The organism is Metabacillus sp. KJ11-3 (assembly GCF_055808295.1).
Map to the genome: position 1 here is coordinate 4302816 of NZ_CM147865.1, position 16251 is coordinate 4319066.

A 16251-nucleotide genomic window follows, 5' to 3' on the forward strand; every position below is an offset into this window, starting at 1 on the left:
ACTACTGAAAGTCTCATTTTTTATTTTCCTCTTCAAATCTCAATTTTTGTGATTTTCTATATGTGATTCTTGAAACCCAAATACTAATTTCATATAAAATAAATAAAGGAATTGAAACCATCAAGTGTGAAGCTAATTCAGGTGGTGTAATAAGTGCTGCGATAACTAATAACACAAAATAAGCATATTTCCGTACACTTGATAAAAACATCGGTGTGACGATTCCTAATCTTGTTAAGAACATAATAACAACCGGTAATTGAAAGAGTAATCCAAATGGAAGAGTTAATTGAATTAAGAAAGAGAAATATTCATTAATTCCAATTACCTGGTTTACATCCAGATCATTCGATATTCTTTCCATAAAATCAATGACAAATGGAAAGAGAATAAAGTATGAGAATGCCAAACCCAATAGGAAAAGGAAAACTGAGATCGGTATGTAGCTTAAGGTTACTTTTCTCTCCTTCTCATATAGACCTGGACTAACAAAAGACCAAAGCTGGTACAAAATGATTGGCGATGTAATAACAAATGCAATAATAAATGCAAACTTCATGTAGACCATCAATGGATCTGTCAGATTAAATGCATTTAATGTTAATGATTTTGCTTCGTCTGTATGCTGTAAATATTTAATGATCGGTCCTGAAAGTAAAAAACCGGCAATAACAGCTAAGAAAAAGAAAACGACAACAATGACGAGTCGTTTTCTCAGTTCTGTTATATGTTCAATGACCGACATTTCATCGTGTTTCATATCGGGTTCCATCCTATCTTACTTTACCTCTTCTTTATTCTTTTGCTTAGCATCTTGATCATCGTCATCATCATCAGCTAAACCTTTTGTGGCATTTTTAAACTCTCGTAATGTATTACCAGCTGCTTTTCCCAGCTGTGGCAATTTCTTTGGTCCAAAAATAAGGAGTGCAACAAAAACAATCAATAAGAGGCTTCCGATTCCTACATTTGGCATTAAATCCATCTCCTTTGTGTGCTGTTATTTTTCATCATTTGGATAATGTTTCAAAAAGTAGACAAGTGACTGAAGTTCAACCGCTAAATCAATATGGTGAATTCTTATTTCATCTGGAACATTAATTCGAGCAGGTGTAAAATTTAAAATTCCTTTAATGCCTTTTGTAATTAAACGGTCGGTAATGGATTGCGCTACTGCAGCCGGCACAGTTAAGATAGCCACTGTTACATCATCTGGAAGCTGTGTTTCAAGATCATCTAAATGAAAAACAGGTACTCCGCCAATTTCTGTCCCAACCTTTTCTTGTGCTACATCAAAAGCTAAAGATATCACCGTATTATTATTCTTAGTAAAATTATAATGTAAAAAGGCGGTACCTAAGTTACCTACTCCTATTAAACATACCTTTGTTGTTTCATCCTGATCTAGTGTTTTTCTAAAAAAGGATAACAGATAATTCACATTATAACCATACCCTTTTTTTCCTAATGCTCCAAAATATGAGAAATCTCTCCGAATCGTTGCAGAATCTACCTTTACAGCATCACTTAACTCAGCTGAAGACACACGCTGCTTCCCTGATGAGTGTAAATTTTTTAAAAAACGGTAATATAACGGCAACCTCTTTGCTGTTGCCTGCGGTATTTTCGTTTGGTCTATATTCAATCTGATCCCTCACTTAAGAAAAGCGCAAGCGCCTTGATCAGGCCCGACAAGCATAAGCCGCAAATGAATAGAAGACGCTCTATGTCTTCCATTCATTTGTGGCTTATGACCTCGAGGGGCTAGGCGCTGGAGCTAGACACTCAAACTTAGTATAATCATAATTTTTAAAATGACATATATATTTTCTCATTTTTCTTTTCTTAAAAAATCACCACTTTTACCACCTGTTTTTTCAACTAAATAGGTTTCTCCTATGATCATACCTTTATCAACTGCTTTACACATATCATAAACAGTAAGTGCTGTAATGCTTGCAGCGGTTAACGCTTCCATTTCAACACCTGTACTTCCTTTTGTTTTGACAGTAACAGAAATACATAAAGTATAATCAGGATCGTTAACGATCCATTCAAATTCAACGTTAACACCTTTAATTGAAATTGGGTGACACATTGGAATAACATTTGATGTTTGTTTAGCAGCCATAATTCCGGCTACCTGGGCAACCGATAAAACATCACCCTTGCCTATCTCATGATTTGTGATTTTCTTGTATACTTCTTCGGTGACAGTTATGCTGGTTTTAGCAAGAGCTGTTCTAACTGTTTCTTCTTTGGCAGAAATATCAACCATCTTTGCTCTGCCCTGATCATTAAAATGAGTAAACTCTGACATATACAGATCCCCTTATACCTAGACTATACACTATTTTTTTGCATCTGTCTGTTTTGTTATTGTGACAATTAATAGATTTGTTTTTTGTTCGTTTTCCTTCGTTAAAAGTAACTTTACTTGGGTGACCTACTGACAATTGTCTTTCATCACCCTCATGAGAGATCTTTCCTACTCTATCTCTTCGACTTTTGTCTTCATCACCCTTAAGAAGAGTTTCCCTTTAGGTTCTTTCAATATGAAATCAGTCTCTGTTGCCTATAAGGGTATTATTAGGCTACACTAAAGACATTAGTAGAGGTGAAAAACAATGATATTGTTACAAATAAATCAACTTAGTAAATACTTTGGTGCTGATCCTATTTTATCGAATATTAAGCTAGAAGTACAAACTAGAGATAAAATTGCTCTTGTCGGCCGCAATGGTGCGGGTAAATCAACTCTTTTAAAAATAATTTCCGGTGCAATGTCTTATGACTCTGGTGAAATTATTAAACCGAAAGATGTTTCAATTGGTTACTTGGCGCAGGATACTGGTTTAGAATCACAATTATCTATTTGGAATGAGATGAATTTAGTTTTTAAGCATCTAAAATCAATGGAAGAAGATATGCGTAAATTTGAACAACGAATGGCAACTGTAGATCCTAACAGTGAAACTCAAAAGTTTGAACAACTATTAAAAGAGTATGACAAACTTCAAGTGAAATTTAAAGAGGAAGGCGGTTACCAGTATGAAGCAGATATTCGTTCCGTCCTACATGGTTTAGGTTTTAGCAGCTTTGATCCGGAAACGAAAATCTCTTCTTTAAGTGGCGGCCAAAAAACACGGTTAGCCTTAGGTAAATTATTGTTAACAAAACCGGATCTATTGATTTTGGATGAGCCAACAAACCACCTTGATATCGAAACCTTAACTTGGCTGGAACAATATTTACAAAATTACCCGGGTGCTATCTTAATTGTTTCACATGACCGATATTTCCTCGACAAAATTGTTAATCAAGTTTATGAAATTAGCAGAAATACAAGCACAAGGTTCATTGGGAATTATAGCAACTATTTAAAACAAAAAGCTGAAAACTATGAAAAAGAAGTGAAAAGCTTTGAAAGACAGCAAAATGAAGTGGCAAAACTTAAAGATTTTATTCAGCGCAATATAGCAAGAGCATCCACAACAAAGCTTGCACAAAGCCGCAGAAAAAAGCTGGAAAAAATGGAGTTAATGAATAAACCCCTTGGAGATGAAAAATCAGCAAGCTTTCAATTTGATATTGAAAGACAAAGTGGAAATGATGTGTTAAAAGCAACAGATATTTCTGTTTCTTACGATAAACATCACCCTATTATCTCAAATATCTCTTTTTCTATATCCAGAGGTGACTCAATCGCTCTTGTTGGTCCAAATGGTATTGGAAAATCAACCTTGTTAAAGTCCATTGTCCAAAAGCTTGATGCATTAACTGGTAGCTTTTCATTAGGGTCACATGTGCAAATTGGATATTATGATCAACAGCAAGCTGATTTAACGTCAAATAAACGTGTGTTGGACGAGCTATGGGATGAATATCCACAACAAACAGAAAAAGAAATTCGAACCGTACTAGGTAACTTTCTGTTTTCAGGTGATGATGTGTTAAAACCTGTTTCAACACTAAGTGGTGGAGAAAAGGCAAGGCTGGCACTTTCTAAGCTTATGCTGCAAAAAGCTAATTTCCTCATTCTTGATGAACCAACAAACCATTTAGATTTAGATAGTAAAGAAATATTGGAAAATGCTTTAATCGACTTTCCAGGAACCATACTTTTTGTTTCACACGACCGTTATTTTATAAACCGCATAGCCACAAAGGTCTTTGAATTATCAAGTCATAACCTATCTGAGTACCTAGGTGACTATGATTACTTTTTAACAAAGAAAGAAGAAATATTAGAGCTAGAGCGACTTGCGGAAGAAGAGACAAAGAACGTTTCTCAAAAATTCAGTTCATCTGCATCAGAAGGAAAGCTAAACTACCAGCAGGAAAAAGAACTAAAAAAACTCGAACGTCAAAAGCAACGAAGAATTGAAGAAATAGAGCAAAGCATTAGTGAAATTGAAGAAACAATAGAAAAAAACGAAGCGCTACTTTGCGATCCTTCTATTTATCAGGATCATGAGCAAGTTCAAAAAATTAATATTGAAAATGAACAACTGAATTCCGAACTAGAACAACTTATGACTGAGTGGGAACAGTTACATTAAAAACAGCGGATCATTTTCGCTGTTTTTTTGTTCCAGCATTTGATAAAGAAATTGTTTCGACAAACTTCTTAACATTCAAAATAGATTGAAATCATGTTATACACAATCCACTTATTTATCCACATAATAAATCCTCTATTTTCAACATATCAACAGACTTATACACATTATCCACATATTTTCGTTTTTTTAACCAAGTTATTCACATAGGATTTTTCGTTGATTTGACAGCTTTTTTAGTTCTTTTACACATTTCTACAAAAATGAGTGAACATCCTGTGGATAACTCTGTTTTTAACCTAATTTCGGTGAACATTGACTTATTTGCTAGGGAGATTCAAGATTTTGTCGAAAAATACCGAAAAAAGGACAGAACCTGAATTAGGCCTGCCCAATTTTGTACAAATTAATATGAGTTAAGCTCTAAGCCAGGATTAGCATTAAGCGCTAAATCACTTCTCATTCCCTTATCAAATAAAATACTGCCTGCCGCCGCAATCATTGCTGCATTATCAGTACATAAGGATAAAGGAGGAATAATTAACTCTATCTCATCTCTTTGAGAAAATTTCTTTTCCAATGCTGTTCGCAAACCTTTATTTGCAGCAACTCCACCTGCTAATAATAGTTGTTTCACTTTATACTTATCCACAGCTTGTCCTGTTTTGGTTACTAATACATCCACAACACTTGCCTGAAAACTAGCAGCAACGTCCTTTGGATCAAGTTCAATGCCTTTTTGCTTAGCATTGTGTAATGTATTAATTACAGCAGACTTCAGTCCACTGAAACTAAAGTCAAACGAGCCTTCACTAAGCCATGCTCTCGGTAAATCAATAGTTGCCTGTCCCTCATGGGCTAAACGGTCAATATGAGGACCTCCCGGATATGGAAGACCAATTGTTCTAGCTACCTTGTCATATGCCTCACCTGCAGCATCATCCAAGGTTTCACCTATCACATTAAAGTGTCCATGTTCTTTCATATAAACTAATTCAGTATGTCCTCCAGATACAACTAAGGCAAGTAAAGGAAATTCTAATTCTTTAATCAAACGATTTGCATAAATATGGCCAGCAATATGATGAACACCTACTAATGGAATAGAATGTGAGAAAGCTAAAGCTTTTGCTGCATTTATACCTGTTAATAAAGCTCCTACTAAACCGGGTCCTTCTGTCACAGCAATAGCTGAAATATCATCAAACGAAAGCTCGGCTTGTTTCATAGCTTCTTCAAAGACAATGGTTAGTTGCTCAACATGATGTCTAGATGCGATTTCCGGGACAACACCACCAAATCGCTTATGGCTCTCAATTTGAGATGCTACAACATTCGCTACTATCTCTCTTCCATTTTTCACAATGGCTGCTGCGGTTTCATCACAGCTTGTTTCAATTCCTAATATATATTGATCAGTTTGACTCATATTAAATTCACCCACATTACTAAAGCATCTTCCTGGTTATCTGTATAATAATTTTTTCTTATACCACCAGGTTCAAACCCTACTTTTTTATATAAAGATTGAGCAATATGATTAGATACTCTTACCTCTAATGACAATCTTTGTGCCTTCATTTCCCTACTTAATTGCATGGCAAATCTCAACAGAGCTTCACCTATTCTTTTTCCTCTAAAATTAGGATGGACCGCAATATTGGTAATTTGGGCATCATCCATTATCACCCATAAGCCACAGTATCCAATCACTTGTTCCTCATGTTCAACAACTATATATTTCGCGAATAAATTTTGCTCCAGCTCATAATGTAAGGACTCTTTTGTCCATGGTACCGAAAAAGATTGACATTCTATTTGATAAACTTCGTCAATATCTTCTCTTCGCATTTTTCTAATTGTAAATTGATATTCCACAGTAGACACCATCTTATTTCTGTTGCTCAAGCCACTTGGCCTCTGCTTCAGCTAATCTGATATAATTTGGTACAAGTTTATGAACATCTGTTGCTTCTCTTTTTACCCCTATTAGACCTAGTTCTGCAGGTCTTGGATTATGTAAAGAAACATTGCCTATTACAGCTCGATCACCAAGCAATTCAATAATGGTATCTTTATGGATATGAACATCATTTCCTAAAAATAAAATACTCTTATCACTCTTATATAAGTGCCCTATCCAATCAGTTAATAGTAAATTTTGATCTTTATGAACGGTCACTAATTCACTATTATCATATTGATATAATCCTGTATAGACTTGTCCTCTTCTTGCATCAAAAACCGGTGAAATAAGTCCGTCAAAATAGCGGCCATTTCCAGCCAAAGTTTCTAAACTAGATACACCTACAATAGGAATCTTTAGAGCCCAAGCCATTGTCTTTGCAATCGATACACCTATACGAACACCCGTGTATGAACCTGGTCCTGTCGCTACAATTATTTTTTCTAAATCCTTCGGTGTAAAGTCACAGTCATGTAGTAGTCTCTCAATAGCAGGCATGGCTCGAACAGAATGATTTTTCTTTAAATTTGTTATATACTCACCTATAACCGTTTCACCATTGACAATGGCAACTCCAAGCACATTATTCGTCGTGTCTATAGCTAATGCATTCATCACTTAACTCCTTACATAGTTCCTCATAATGAGACCCTCTAGGTGTCATTATAATTGTCCTTGTTGTATCATCCACATAAAGAATTTTTATATCTAATCGTTCATTTGGAAGCTGATCTTCAATTAAATGTGCCCACTCTACGACTGTAATACCATTACCATGAAAATACTCATCGAAACCAAGATCTTCATCCGCATCTTCAACACGATATACATCCATGTGATACAAGGGCAATCTACCATCTCTATACTCTTTAATAATTGTAAACGTAGGACTATTTACATTTCGACCTATCCCTAGCCCCTTTGCTAATGCTTTAGTAAAAGTTGTTTTCCCTGCACCCAAATCTCCCTCAAGAGTAATCACATCATTTTTGTTTAACATCTTCGATAAAGATTGCGCAATAGTTGCAGTATCTTCAGTACTTTTTGTCATAAATTTAATTTGATCCACTCTGCTCACCTTAACTTTTTTTGAAGTGGTTATACCCTGATTTTTTAAGTTTTATATACTCTTGATTCTTTGATTTTAGCATTACCTCTTTATGGCTGGAATCAACGAAACCTATCTTAGTGACTTTTATCCCTAGTTCATTACAGTCTTTCTTTAATTTTTCCCATGAATCTGGTGAAGTTGTCCCAACTAATTCATAATCCTCTCCACCATATAGGGCCCAATCTTGAAGAAGAGAGGTTGACTGTAATAATAAAAGTTCATCACTTAGTGGAAGATCATCTTCATCTATTGTGATTCCGACGTGACTAGCTTCAGAAATTTCATTTAATTCACTTGCCAATCCATCGCTTATATCATTTAATGATGCTCTTTTTAACTTGCCTATCAATCTTCCTGCCTTCACTTGAGGAATTGGCATCTTATGCTTTTTTGTAAAATACATTTTTAAAGATTCATTACGTAAAGAAGTTTGACCTAATAAAATGGCTAGCCCTGCAGCAGAATCACCAATTGTTCCTGTTACAAAGACAATATCCTCATTCTTAGCATTACTCCTTAGAGTTTTTCTACCTTCTTCCACCTCTCCAATGACTGTTACACTAATCACGAGTTTATCTGAGGTAGAAACTGTATCGCCACCTAAAAGATCCATTTTGTATTCCTCTGATAGCTTCTTCATTCCCTCATAAATTTCAATAAGATCATCTTCATTCCAATTTGAAGGTACAGCTAGAGAAATGAAATAATACAGAGGAATTGCTGACATAGCAGCAAGATCACTCACGTTAACGGCCAGCGCCTTGTACCCTATTTCAAAAGGAGAAGATAGGTTTCTAAGGAAATGAACACCCTCAACCATGGTATCTACACAAACTACTTGATGAAAACCATGAGAAGATTCATATATAGCTGCATCATCACCTATAGCAACTTTTACATTTTGTTGAAAGATACGATCTGGTTTTACCTTATTAATAAAATCAAATTCATCCATTTCGTTCTCCATATTCTTAATATTTTACCTATGAAAAAACCTTAGGAGTATTTCCTAAGGAAGTGGTTTTGTCGTAGAAAACTAATAATTAGTTTAACCAAGTTTGACACATTCTATCGTACCATATTAATTCTAAAGGTGGAATTAATATAATTTTTAGTTTGTGTTTCAATCTAAAAAAGAGCATAAAAAAAACGAAACATCTATGTTTCGCAAGCAATCAATTATATGGCGGTCCGGACGGGACTCGAACCCGCGACCTCCTGCGTGACAGGCAGGCATTCTAACCAACTGAACTACCGGACCATAATGGTTGCACTTTTCAGTACTACTATGTTGCCTCGCTATGAAGAATATTCGACGTAGCGTCGTCAACTTAAATTGGTTGCGGGGACAGGATTTGAACCTGCGACCTTCGGGTTATGAGCCCGACGAGCTACCAGACTGCTCCACCCCGCGATAATAATAATACCTGGCAACGTCCTACTCTCACAAGGGGAAACCCCCAACTACCATCGGCGCTGAAGAGCTTAACTTCCGTGTTCGGCATGGGAACGGGTGTGGCCTCTTCGCCATCATAACCAGATATTATAAAGTTTGAAGGCATATTCCTTCAAAACTAGATAACGATAGACAATTCATATTCACTAACTGAGTTTATGCTCTTACATTGTCCAGCTACAGAAGCCAAATCCTACGGTCATTTCACTCTCTCGGACGAAGTCAAAGAACGACTTCTTCTCGATCGCTCCAATGCCCTATGGATTTAAACGGGCTTCTTCCGCTTTTCTATTTAGGTTAAGTCCTCGATCGATTAGTATCAGTCAGCTCCACACGTCACCGCGCTTCCACCTCTGACCTATCAACCTGATCATCTTTCAGGGATCTTACTAGCTTACGCTATGGGAAATCTCATCTTGAGGGGGGCTTCATGCTTAGATGCTTTCAGCACTTATCCCTTCCGCACATAGCTACCCAGCTATGCCTTTGGCAAGACAACTGGTACACCAGCGGTGCGTCCATCCCGGTCCTCTCGTACTAAGGACAGCTCCTCTCAAATTTCCTACGCCCACGACGGATAGGGACCGAACTGTCTCACGACGTTCTGAACCCAGCTCGCGTACCGCTTTAATGGGCGAACAGCCCAACCCTTGGGACCGACTACAGCCCCAGGATGCGATGAGCCGACATCGAGGTGCCAAACCTCCCCGTCGATGTGGACTCTTGGGGGAGATAAGCCTGTTATCCCCGGGGTAGCTTTTATCCGTTGAGCGATGGCCCTTCCATGCGGAACCACCGGATCACTAAGCCCGACTTTCGTCCCTGCTCGACTTGTAGGTCTCGCAGTCAAGCTCCCTTGTGCCTTTACACTCTACGAATGATTTCCAACCATTCTGAGGGAACCTTTGGGCGCCTCCGTTACATTTTAGGAGGCGACCGCCCCAGTCAAACTGCCCACCTGACACTGTCTCCCAGCCCGATCAGGGCTGTGGGTTAGAATTTCAATACAGCCAGGGTAGTATCCCACCGACGCCTCCACCGAAGCTGGCGCTCCGGCTTCTCAGGCTCCTACCTATCCTGTACAAGCTGTACCAAAATTCAATATCAGGCTACAGTAAAGCTCCACGGGGTCTTTCCGTCCTGTCGCGGGTAACCTGCATCTTCACAGGTACTATAATTTCACCGAGTCTCTCGTTGAGACAGTGCCCAGATCGTTACGCCTTTCGTGCGGGTCGGAACTTACCCGACAAGGAATTTCGCTACCTTAGGACCGTTATAGTTACGGCCGCCGTTTACTGGGGCTTCGGTTCAAAGCTTCGCTTGCGCTAACCTCTCCCCTTAACCTTCCAGCACCGGGCAGGCGTCAGCCCCTATACTTCGCCTTGCGGCTTCGCAGAGACCTGTGTTTTTGCTAAACAGTCGCCTGGGCCTATTCACTGCGGCTTTTCCGGGCTATTCACCCTAAAAAGCACCCCTTCTCCCGAAGTTACGGGGTCATTTTGCCGAGTTCCTTAACGAGAGTTCTCTCGCTCACCTTAGGATTCTCTCCTCGCCTACCTGTGTCGGTTTGCGGTACGGGCACCTCTCACCTCGCTAGAGGCTTTTCTTGGCAGTGTGGAATCAGGAACTTCGGTACTATAGTTCCCTCGCCATCACAGCTCAGCTTATGTGACAATGGGATTTGCCTCATTGTCAGCCTAACTGCTTGGACGCGCATATCCAACAGCGCGCTTACCCTATCCTTCTGCGTCCCCCCATTGCTCAAATGGTGAGGAGGTGGTACAGGAATTTCTACCTGTTGGCCATCGCCTACGCCTTTCGGCCTCGGCTTAGGTCCCGACTAACCCTGAGCGGACGAGCCTTCCTCAGGAAACCTTAGGCATTCGGTGGAGGGGATTCTCACCCCTCTTTCGCTACTCATACCGGCATTCTCACTTCTAAGCGCTCCACCAGTCCTTACGGTCTGGCTTCTCAGCCCTTAGAACGCTCTCCTACCACTGTTCGTAAGAACAGTCCACAGCTTCGGTGATACGTTTAGCCCCGGTACATTTTCGGCGCAGAGTCACTCGACCAGTGAGCTATTACGCACTCTTTAAATGGTGGCTGCTTCTAAGCCAACATCCTGGTTGTCTAAGCAACTCCACATCCTTTTCCACTTAACGTATACTTTGGGACCTTAGCTGGTGGTCTGGGCTGTTTCCCTCTTGACTACGGATCTTATCACTCGCAGTCTGACTCCTGAACATAAGTCTTTGGCATTCGGAGTTTGACTGAATTCGGTAACCCGATGGGGGCCCCTAGTCCAATCAGTGCTCTACCTCCAAGACTCTCATTTCAAGGCTAGCCCTAAAGCTATTTCGGAGAGAACCAGCTATCTCCAGGTTCGATTGGAATTTCTCCGCTACCCACACCTCATCCCCGCACTTTTCAACGTGCGTGGGTTCGGGCCTCCATTCAGTGTTACCTGAACTTCACCCTGGACATGGGTAGATCACCTGGTTTCGGGTCTACGACCACGTACTCATTCGCCCTATTCAGACTCGCTTTCGCTGCGGCTCCGTCTTATCAACTTAACCTTGCACGGGATCGTAACTCGCCGGTTCATTCTACAAAAGGCACGCCATTACCCATTAACGGGCTTTGACTACTTGTAGGCACACGGTTTCAGGATCTCTTTCACTCCCCTTCCGGGGTGCTTTTCACCTTTCCCTCACGGTACTGGTTCACTATCGGTCACTAGGGAGTATTTAGCCTTGGGAGATGGTCCTCCCTGCTTCCGACGGGATTTCTCGTGTCCCGCCGTACTCAGGATCCACTCTGGAGGGAACGAAGTTTCAACTACAGGGTTGTTACCTTCTTTGACGGGCCTTTCCAGACCTCTTCATTTACTCCGTTCCTTTGTAACTCCGTATAGAGTGTCCTACAACCCCAAGAGGCAAGCCTCTTGGTTTGGGCTAATTCCGTTTCGCTCGCCGCTACTCAGGAAATCGCGTTTGCTTTCTCTTCCTCCGGGTACTTAGATGTTTCAGTTCCCCGGGTCTGCCTTTATCACCCTATGTATTCAGGTGAAAATACTACTCCATTACGAGCAGTGGGTTCCCCCATTCGGAAATCTCCGGATCAAAGCTTACTTACAGCTCCCCGAAGCATATCGGTGTTAGTACCGTCCTTCATCGGCTCCTAGTGCCAAGGCATCCACCGTGCGCCCTTAACAACTTAACCTTTGACATCAAAGATGTCACTTTCATTATTAAGAGAATCACTAAACTAAGCGTTTAAACTCAGTGAATTACTTGAATTGTTTTTCGTTATCTAGTTTTCAAGGAACATAAATCACAGGTTAATCAAATGCTGAATGCATTTTCACTCCTATGTGTTTTCTTACTTATTGAAAGATCGTATGATCTCTCAAAACTAAACAAAATACCAAGCGTACCTCATATCCTTAGAAAGGAGGTGATCCAGCCGCACCTTCCGATACGGCTACCTTGTTACGACTTCACCCCAATCATCTGTCCCACCTTAGGCGGCTGGCTCCAAAAGGTTACCCCACCGACTTCGGGTGTTACAAACTCTCGTGGTGTGACGGGCGGTGTGTACAAGGCCCGGGAACGTATTCACCGCGGCATGCTGATCCGCGATTACTAGCGATTCCGGCTTCATGCAGGCGAGTTGCAGCCTGCAATCCGAACTGAGAATGGTTTTATGGGATTCGCTTGACTTCGCAGTCTTGCAGCCCTTTGTACCATCCATTGTAGCACGTGTGTAGCCCAGGTCATAAGGGGCATGATGATTTGACGTCATCCCCACCTTCCTCCGGTTTGTCACCGGCAGTCACCTTAGAGTGCCCAACTGAATGCTGGCAACTAAGATCAAGGGTTGCGCTCGTTGCGGGACTTAACCCAACATCTCACGACACGAGCTGACGACAACCATGCACCACCTGTCACTTCGTCCCCCGAAGGGGAACCTTCTATCTCTAGAAGTAGCGAAGGATGTCAAGACCTGGTAAGGTTCTTCGCGTTGCTTCGAATTAAACCACATGCTCCACCGCTTGTGCGGGCCCCCGTCAATTCCTTTGAGTTTCAGTCTTGCGACCGTACTCCCCAGGCGGAGTGCTTAATGCGTTTGCTGCAGCACTAAAGGGCGGAAACCCTCTAACACTTAGCACTCATCGTTTACGGCGTGGACTACCAGGGTATCTAATCCTGTTCGCTCCCCACGCTTTCGCGCCTCAGCGTCAGTTACAGACCAGAGAGTCGCCTTCGCCACTGGTGTTCCTCCACATCTCTACGCATTTCACCGCTACACGTGGAATTCCACTCTCCTCTTCTGCACTCAAGTTCCCCAGTTTCCAATGACCCTCCACGGTTGAGCCGTGGGCTTTCACATCAGACTTAAGAAACCGCCTGCGCGCGCTTTACGCCCAATAATTCCGGACAACGCTTGCCACCTACGTATTACCGCGGCTGCTGGCACGTAGTTAGCCGTGGCTTTCTGGTTAGGTACCGTCAAGGTACCAGCAGTTACTCTGGTACTTGTTCTTCCCTAACAACAGAACTTTACGACCCGAAGGCCTTCATCGTTCACGCGGCGTTGCTCCGTCAGACTTTCGTCCATTGCGGAAGATTCCCTACTGCTGCCTCCCGTAGGAGTCTGGGCCGTGTCTCAGTCCCAGTGTGGCCGATCACCCTCTCAGGTCGGCTACGCATCGTTGCCTTGGTGAGCCGTTACCTCACCAACTAGCTAATGCGCCGCGGGTCCATCTGTAAGTGACAGCTAAAAGCCGTCTTTCAATTTTGAACCATGCGGTTCAAAATATTATCCGGTATTAGCTCCGGTTTCCCGGAGTTATCCCAATCTTACAGGCAGGTTACCCACGTGTTACTCACCCGTCCGCCGCTAATCTTTGGGAGCAAGCTCCCTCAGATTCGCTCGACTTGCATGTATTAGGCACGCCGCCAGCGTTCGTCCTGAGCCAGGATCAAACTCTCCAATAAAGTGTTTGATATAGCTCATAAAAAATTTGCACTATATAGTACGTTTTTGTTAATCGAAATTAACGTTGGCACGCTTGGTTTTGTTTAGTTTTCAAAGATCATTTAAATTGGAGCGGGTGAAGGGAATCGAACCCTCATCATCAGCTTGGAAGGCTGAGGTTTTACCACTAAACTACACCCGCAAAAGATACGTCTGGTCGGGAAGACAGGATTCGAACCTGCGACCCCTTGGTCCCAAACCAAGTGCTCTACCAAGCTGAGCTACTTCCCGTAAATGTATTATGGCGCGCCCGAGAGGAGTCGAACCCCTAACCTTTTGATCCGTAGTCAAACGCTCTATCCAATTGAGCTACGGGCGCAATATTTATTATCAATAAGCGACTTTACTATAATAACACCTTCAAACATCAAAGTCAAGTGCTTTTTTTAAAAACTTAAATGTTTGTTGGTGCGGCCGAGAGGACTTGAACCTCCACGGGGTCGCCCCCACTAGGCCCTCAACCTAGCGCGTCTGCCATTCCGCCACGACCGCGAAACTAAATAATGGTGCGGGTGAAGGGACTTGAACCCCCACGTCACAAGGACACTAGATCCTAAGTCTAGCGCGTCTGCCAATTCCGCCACACCCGCACGGTGTGTAAATGGTGAGCCATGAAGGACTCGAACCTTCGACCCTCTGATTAAAAGTCAGATGCTCTACCAACTGAGCTAATGGCTCATTTTATAATGAGATGTAAAAGTTGATTCCTTCTTGTTTTAATGACTCTCAACTAAAAAAATGGCTGGGCTAGCTGGATTCGAACCAACGCATGTCGCAGTCAAAGTGCGATGCCTTACCGCTTGGCTATAGCCCAATAACATTAAAGTCACAAGAATTAAATTATATCATATCTACCTTGAATCCACAAGATATTTTTTCAAAATAAATGGCGGTCCGGACGGGACTCGAACCCGCGACCTCCTGCGTGACAGGCAGGCATTCTAACCAACTGAACTACCGGACCAAGATTTTTTATTTATAAGTTTCGAGAAATAAATAGGAGGTGGGCTTTTATCTTTCGTAAGTGCACCCACTTCCTAGTAATACCTGCGATATGATATGACCCGTACGGGATTCGAACCCGTGTTACCGCCGTGAAAGGGCGGTGTCTTAACCGCTTGACCAACGGGCCACAATGAATATGGCGGAGAAGGAGGGATTTGAACCCTCGCGCCGCTTACGCGACCTACACCCTTAGCAGGGGCGCCTCTTCAGCCACTTGAGTACTTCCCCATATGGCTCCGCAGGCAGGATTCGAACCTGCGACCGATCGGTTAACAGCCGATAGCTCTACCACTGAGCTACTGCGGAATATTTCCTTACAGACTTCCTTAATTATATTAATTAGGGTTTGTCCTGTCAACTAAGATTGTTAAAAAGTTTCATTCTTAACCGTCACCTGCGACGGCTTTTATAATTTAACACAGTATCAACTTTAGAGTCAACCCTTTCTGTAAAGATAGATTTTTCCAGAGCATTTCCCGCAAACAAGCCTTGTTGTATCCACTCTTCTCTTTCTTTTATATTCTTGGTGACAATCTCTACATCGATATATCAAACATGTTTTCTGAACTTTTGTTTCATTACCTAATGAGCGGCAAAATCTCGGAGCTCCTACTTTCTTTAACAATAATTTAAAATCTTGGTCACCATGCTTATACCCCTTACCTTCTAAATGAAGATGATAATGGCATAATTCATGTTTGATAATCCCAATCACCTCATCCAGTCCGTACTCCTGAAAATACTTAGGATTTACATCAATATTATGACTATGTAACATGTATCTTCCGCCAGTTGTTCTAAGACGGCTGTTAAAATATGCTCTATGTTTAAATTTTTTATTAAAATAAGTTAATGATATTTCTTCAACTAAACTTTGCAGCATTAGATCATTCAAAAAAATCCCCCATTTCGAGTAACACTCAAACTTGTACCTGCATACATTATAAACACCCATACTCCATTATAATAGCTGAGGAGGTATGAGCCATGCCATCATGGTTACAAAATCAAATGCAACGTGCATTTTTAGAAAAAAATCGTTACCAAATAAAATTACTCAATCAATGCTGGTTCTTTTATAGAGAAAAACACTGCTCATAAGGCAGTGTTT

General features: G+C 41.3%; 12 protein-coding genes, 13 tRNA genes and 3 rRNA genes. 2 read left to right on the forward strand and 26 right to left on the reverse strand.

Going from position 1 to position 16251, the window contains the following annotated elements:
• Positions 1–13 precede the first annotated feature (13 nt).
• The 4 genes from tatC to moaC form a co-directional block, all read right to left on the reverse strand.
• Entirely contained in the window at positions 14–760 is a 747-nt protein-coding gene (gene tatC, locus AC0L8O_RS21310) for a twin-arginine translocase subunit TatC (RefSeq protein WP_026561985.1), read from the reverse strand.
• 18 nt (positions 761–778) lie between these two features.
• Entirely contained in the window at positions 779–976 is a 198-nt protein-coding gene (locus AC0L8O_RS21315; RefSeq protein WP_026561986.1) for a twin-arginine translocase TatA/TatE family subunit, read from the reverse strand.
• A 24-nt stretch (positions 977–1000) separates the two neighbouring features.
• Complete coding sequence (locus tag AC0L8O_RS21320) at positions 1001–1645, reverse strand: redox-sensing transcriptional repressor Rex (protein WP_026561987.1); 645 nt, start codon at positions 1643–1645, stop codon at positions 1001–1003.
• A 186-nt stretch (positions 1646–1831) separates the two neighbouring features.
• A complete protein-coding gene (moaC, locus tag AC0L8O_RS21325) occupies positions 1832–2320 on the reverse strand; it encodes a cyclic pyranopterin monophosphate synthase MoaC (protein WP_473445194.1) in 489 nt (162 codons plus the stop codon).
• 307 nt (positions 2321–2627) lie between these two features.
• On the opposite strand from moaC, the gene AC0L8O_RS21330 reads away from it, so the two are divergent.
• Positions 2628–4562 (forward strand): ABC-F family ATP-binding cassette domain-containing protein, encoded by a 1935-nt coding sequence (locus AC0L8O_RS21330; RefSeq protein ID WP_473445196.1) that lies wholly within the window; start codon positions 2628–2630, stop codon positions 4560–4562.
• Between the two features lie 406 nt (positions 4563–4968).
• Here AC0L8O_RS21330 and tsaD read toward each other — a convergent pair whose 3' ends face one another.
• The 22 genes from tsaD to AC0L8O_RS21440 form a co-directional block, all read right to left on the reverse strand.
• Positions 4969–5991, reverse strand: coding sequence for a tRNA (adenosine(37)-N6)-threonylcarbamoyltransferase complex transferase subunit TsaD (gene tsaD, locus AC0L8O_RS21335; RefSeq protein WP_473445198.1), 1023 nt, complete (start codon positions 5989–5991; stop codon positions 4969–4971).
• Positions 5988–6440, reverse strand: coding sequence for a ribosomal protein S18-alanine N-acetyltransferase (gene rimI / locus AC0L8O_RS21340; protein WP_473445200.1), 453 nt, complete (start codon positions 6438–6440; stop codon positions 5988–5990). The genes tsaD and rimI overlap by 4 nt, the downstream gene beginning before the upstream one ends.
• A gap of 13 nt (positions 6441–6453) precedes the next feature.
• Positions 6454–7143 carry a tRNA (adenosine(37)-N6)-threonylcarbamoyltransferase complex dimerization subunit type 1 TsaB gene (gene tsaB, locus AC0L8O_RS21345; RefSeq protein ID WP_473445202.1) on the reverse strand — a complete coding sequence of 230 codons (690 nt, stop codon included), beginning with the start codon at positions 7141–7143 and terminating at the stop codon, positions 6454–6456.
• Positions 7112–7597: a tRNA (adenosine(37)-N6)-threonylcarbamoyltransferase complex ATPase subunit type 1 TsaE gene (tsaE, locus tag AC0L8O_RS21350; protein ID WP_473445204.1), complete on the reverse strand. Its 486-nt coding sequence runs from the start codon at positions 7595–7597 to the stop codon at positions 7112–7114. The genes tsaB and tsaE overlap by 32 nt, the downstream gene beginning before the upstream one ends.
• 10 nt (positions 7598–7607) lie before the next feature.
• The gene (thiL, locus tag AC0L8O_RS21355) at positions 7608–8594 is read right to left on the reverse strand and encodes a thiamine-phosphate kinase (protein WP_473445206.1); all 987 of its coding nucleotides are present in this window, start codon (positions 8592–8594) and stop codon (positions 7608–7610) included.
• A gap of 229 nt (positions 8595–8823) precedes the next feature.
• Positions 8824–8900: transfer RNA gene (locus AC0L8O_RS21360), tRNA-Asp, on the reverse strand.
• Positions 8901–8976: 76 nt separating this feature from the next.
• A tRNA-Met gene (locus AC0L8O_RS21365) sits at positions 8977–9053 on the reverse strand.
• Positions 9054–9064: 11 nt separating this feature from the next.
• Positions 9065–9180: ribosomal RNA gene (rrf, locus tag AC0L8O_RS21370) — 5S ribosomal RNA — on the reverse strand.
• A 208-nt stretch (positions 9181–9388) separates the two neighbouring features.
• Positions 9389–12317, reverse strand: a 23S ribosomal RNA gene (locus AC0L8O_RS21375).
• A gap of 227 nt (positions 12318–12544) precedes the next feature.
• Positions 12545–14095, reverse strand: a 16S ribosomal RNA gene (locus AC0L8O_RS21380).
• The 16S, 23S and 5S rRNA genes sit together here with 13 tRNA genes alongside, the layout of an rRNA operon.
• Positions 14096–14203: 108 nt before the next feature.
• Positions 14204–14277 (reverse strand) — tRNA-Gly (locus tag AC0L8O_RS21385).
• Positions 14278–14289: 12 nt separating this feature from the next.
• Positions 14290–14366: transfer RNA gene (locus tag AC0L8O_RS21390), tRNA-Pro, on the reverse strand.
• A gap of 11 nt (positions 14367–14377) precedes the next feature.
• A tRNA-Arg gene (locus AC0L8O_RS21395) sits at positions 14378–14454 on the reverse strand.
• Between the two features lie 87 nt (positions 14455–14541).
• Positions 14542–14627 (reverse strand) — tRNA-Leu (locus tag AC0L8O_RS21400).
• A gap of 12 nt (positions 14628–14639) precedes the next feature.
• Positions 14640–14725 (reverse strand) — tRNA-Leu (locus AC0L8O_RS21405).
• A gap of 12 nt (positions 14726–14737) precedes the next feature.
• Positions 14738–14813: transfer RNA gene (locus tag AC0L8O_RS21410), tRNA-Lys, on the reverse strand.
• 61 nt (positions 14814–14874) lie between these two features.
• Positions 14875–14949, reverse strand: a tRNA-Gln gene (locus tag AC0L8O_RS21415).
• Positions 14950–15022: 73 nt separating this feature from the next.
• Positions 15023–15099 (reverse strand) — tRNA-Asp (locus tag AC0L8O_RS21420).
• A 96-nt stretch (positions 15100–15195) separates the two neighbouring features.
• Positions 15196–15267: transfer RNA gene (locus AC0L8O_RS21425), tRNA-Glu, on the reverse strand.
• Between the two features lie 10 nt (positions 15268–15277).
• A tRNA-Ser gene (locus tag AC0L8O_RS21430) sits at positions 15278–15368 on the reverse strand.
• A 3-nt stretch (positions 15369–15371) separates the two neighbouring features.
• Positions 15372–15446, reverse strand: a tRNA-Asn gene (locus AC0L8O_RS21435).
• A gap of 130 nt (positions 15447–15576) precedes the next feature.
• A complete protein-coding gene (locus tag AC0L8O_RS21440) occupies positions 15577–16035 on the reverse strand; it encodes a SprT family protein (protein ID WP_473445208.1) in 459 nt (152 codons plus the stop codon).
• Positions 16036–16127: 92 nt separating this feature from the next.
• On the opposite strand from AC0L8O_RS21440, the gene cmpA reads away from it, so the two are divergent.
• Positions 16128–16241 (forward strand): cortex morphogenetic protein CmpA, encoded by a 114-nt coding sequence (gene cmpA / locus AC0L8O_RS21445; protein WP_098799762.1) that lies wholly within the window; start codon positions 16128–16130, stop codon positions 16239–16241.
• The last annotated feature ends 10 nt before the right edge of the window (positions 16242–16251 follow it).

Coding starts and splice junctions, on each gene's coding strand:
- tatC (WP_026561985.1), bottom strand. CDS start 760: ATGAAACACGATGAAATGTCGGTCATTGAACATATAACAGAACTGAGA.
- AC0L8O_RS21315 (WP_026561986.1), bottom strand. CDS start 976: ATGCCAAATGTAGGAATCGGAAGCCTCTTATTGATTGTTTTTGTTGCA.
- moaC (WP_473445194.1), bottom strand. CDS start 2,320: ATGTCAGAGTTTACTCATTTTAATGATCAGGGCAGAGCAAAGATGGTT.
- AC0L8O_RS21330 (WP_473445196.1), top strand. CDS start 2,628: ATGATATTGTTACAAATAAATCAACTTAGTAAATACTTTGGTGCTGAT.
- tsaD (WP_473445198.1), bottom strand. CDS start 5,991: ATGAGTCAAACTGATCAATATATATTAGGAATTGAAACAAGCTGTGAT.
- tsaB (WP_473445202.1), bottom strand. CDS start 7,143: ATGAATGCATTAGCTATAGACACGACGAATAATGTGCTTGGAGTTGCC.
- thiL (WP_473445206.1), bottom strand. CDS start 8,594: ATGGATGAATTTGATTTTATTAATAAGGTAAAACCAGATCGTATCTTT.
- cmpA (WP_098799762.1), top strand. CDS start 16,128: ATGCCATCATGGTTACAAAATCAAATGCAACGTGCATTTTTAGAAAAA.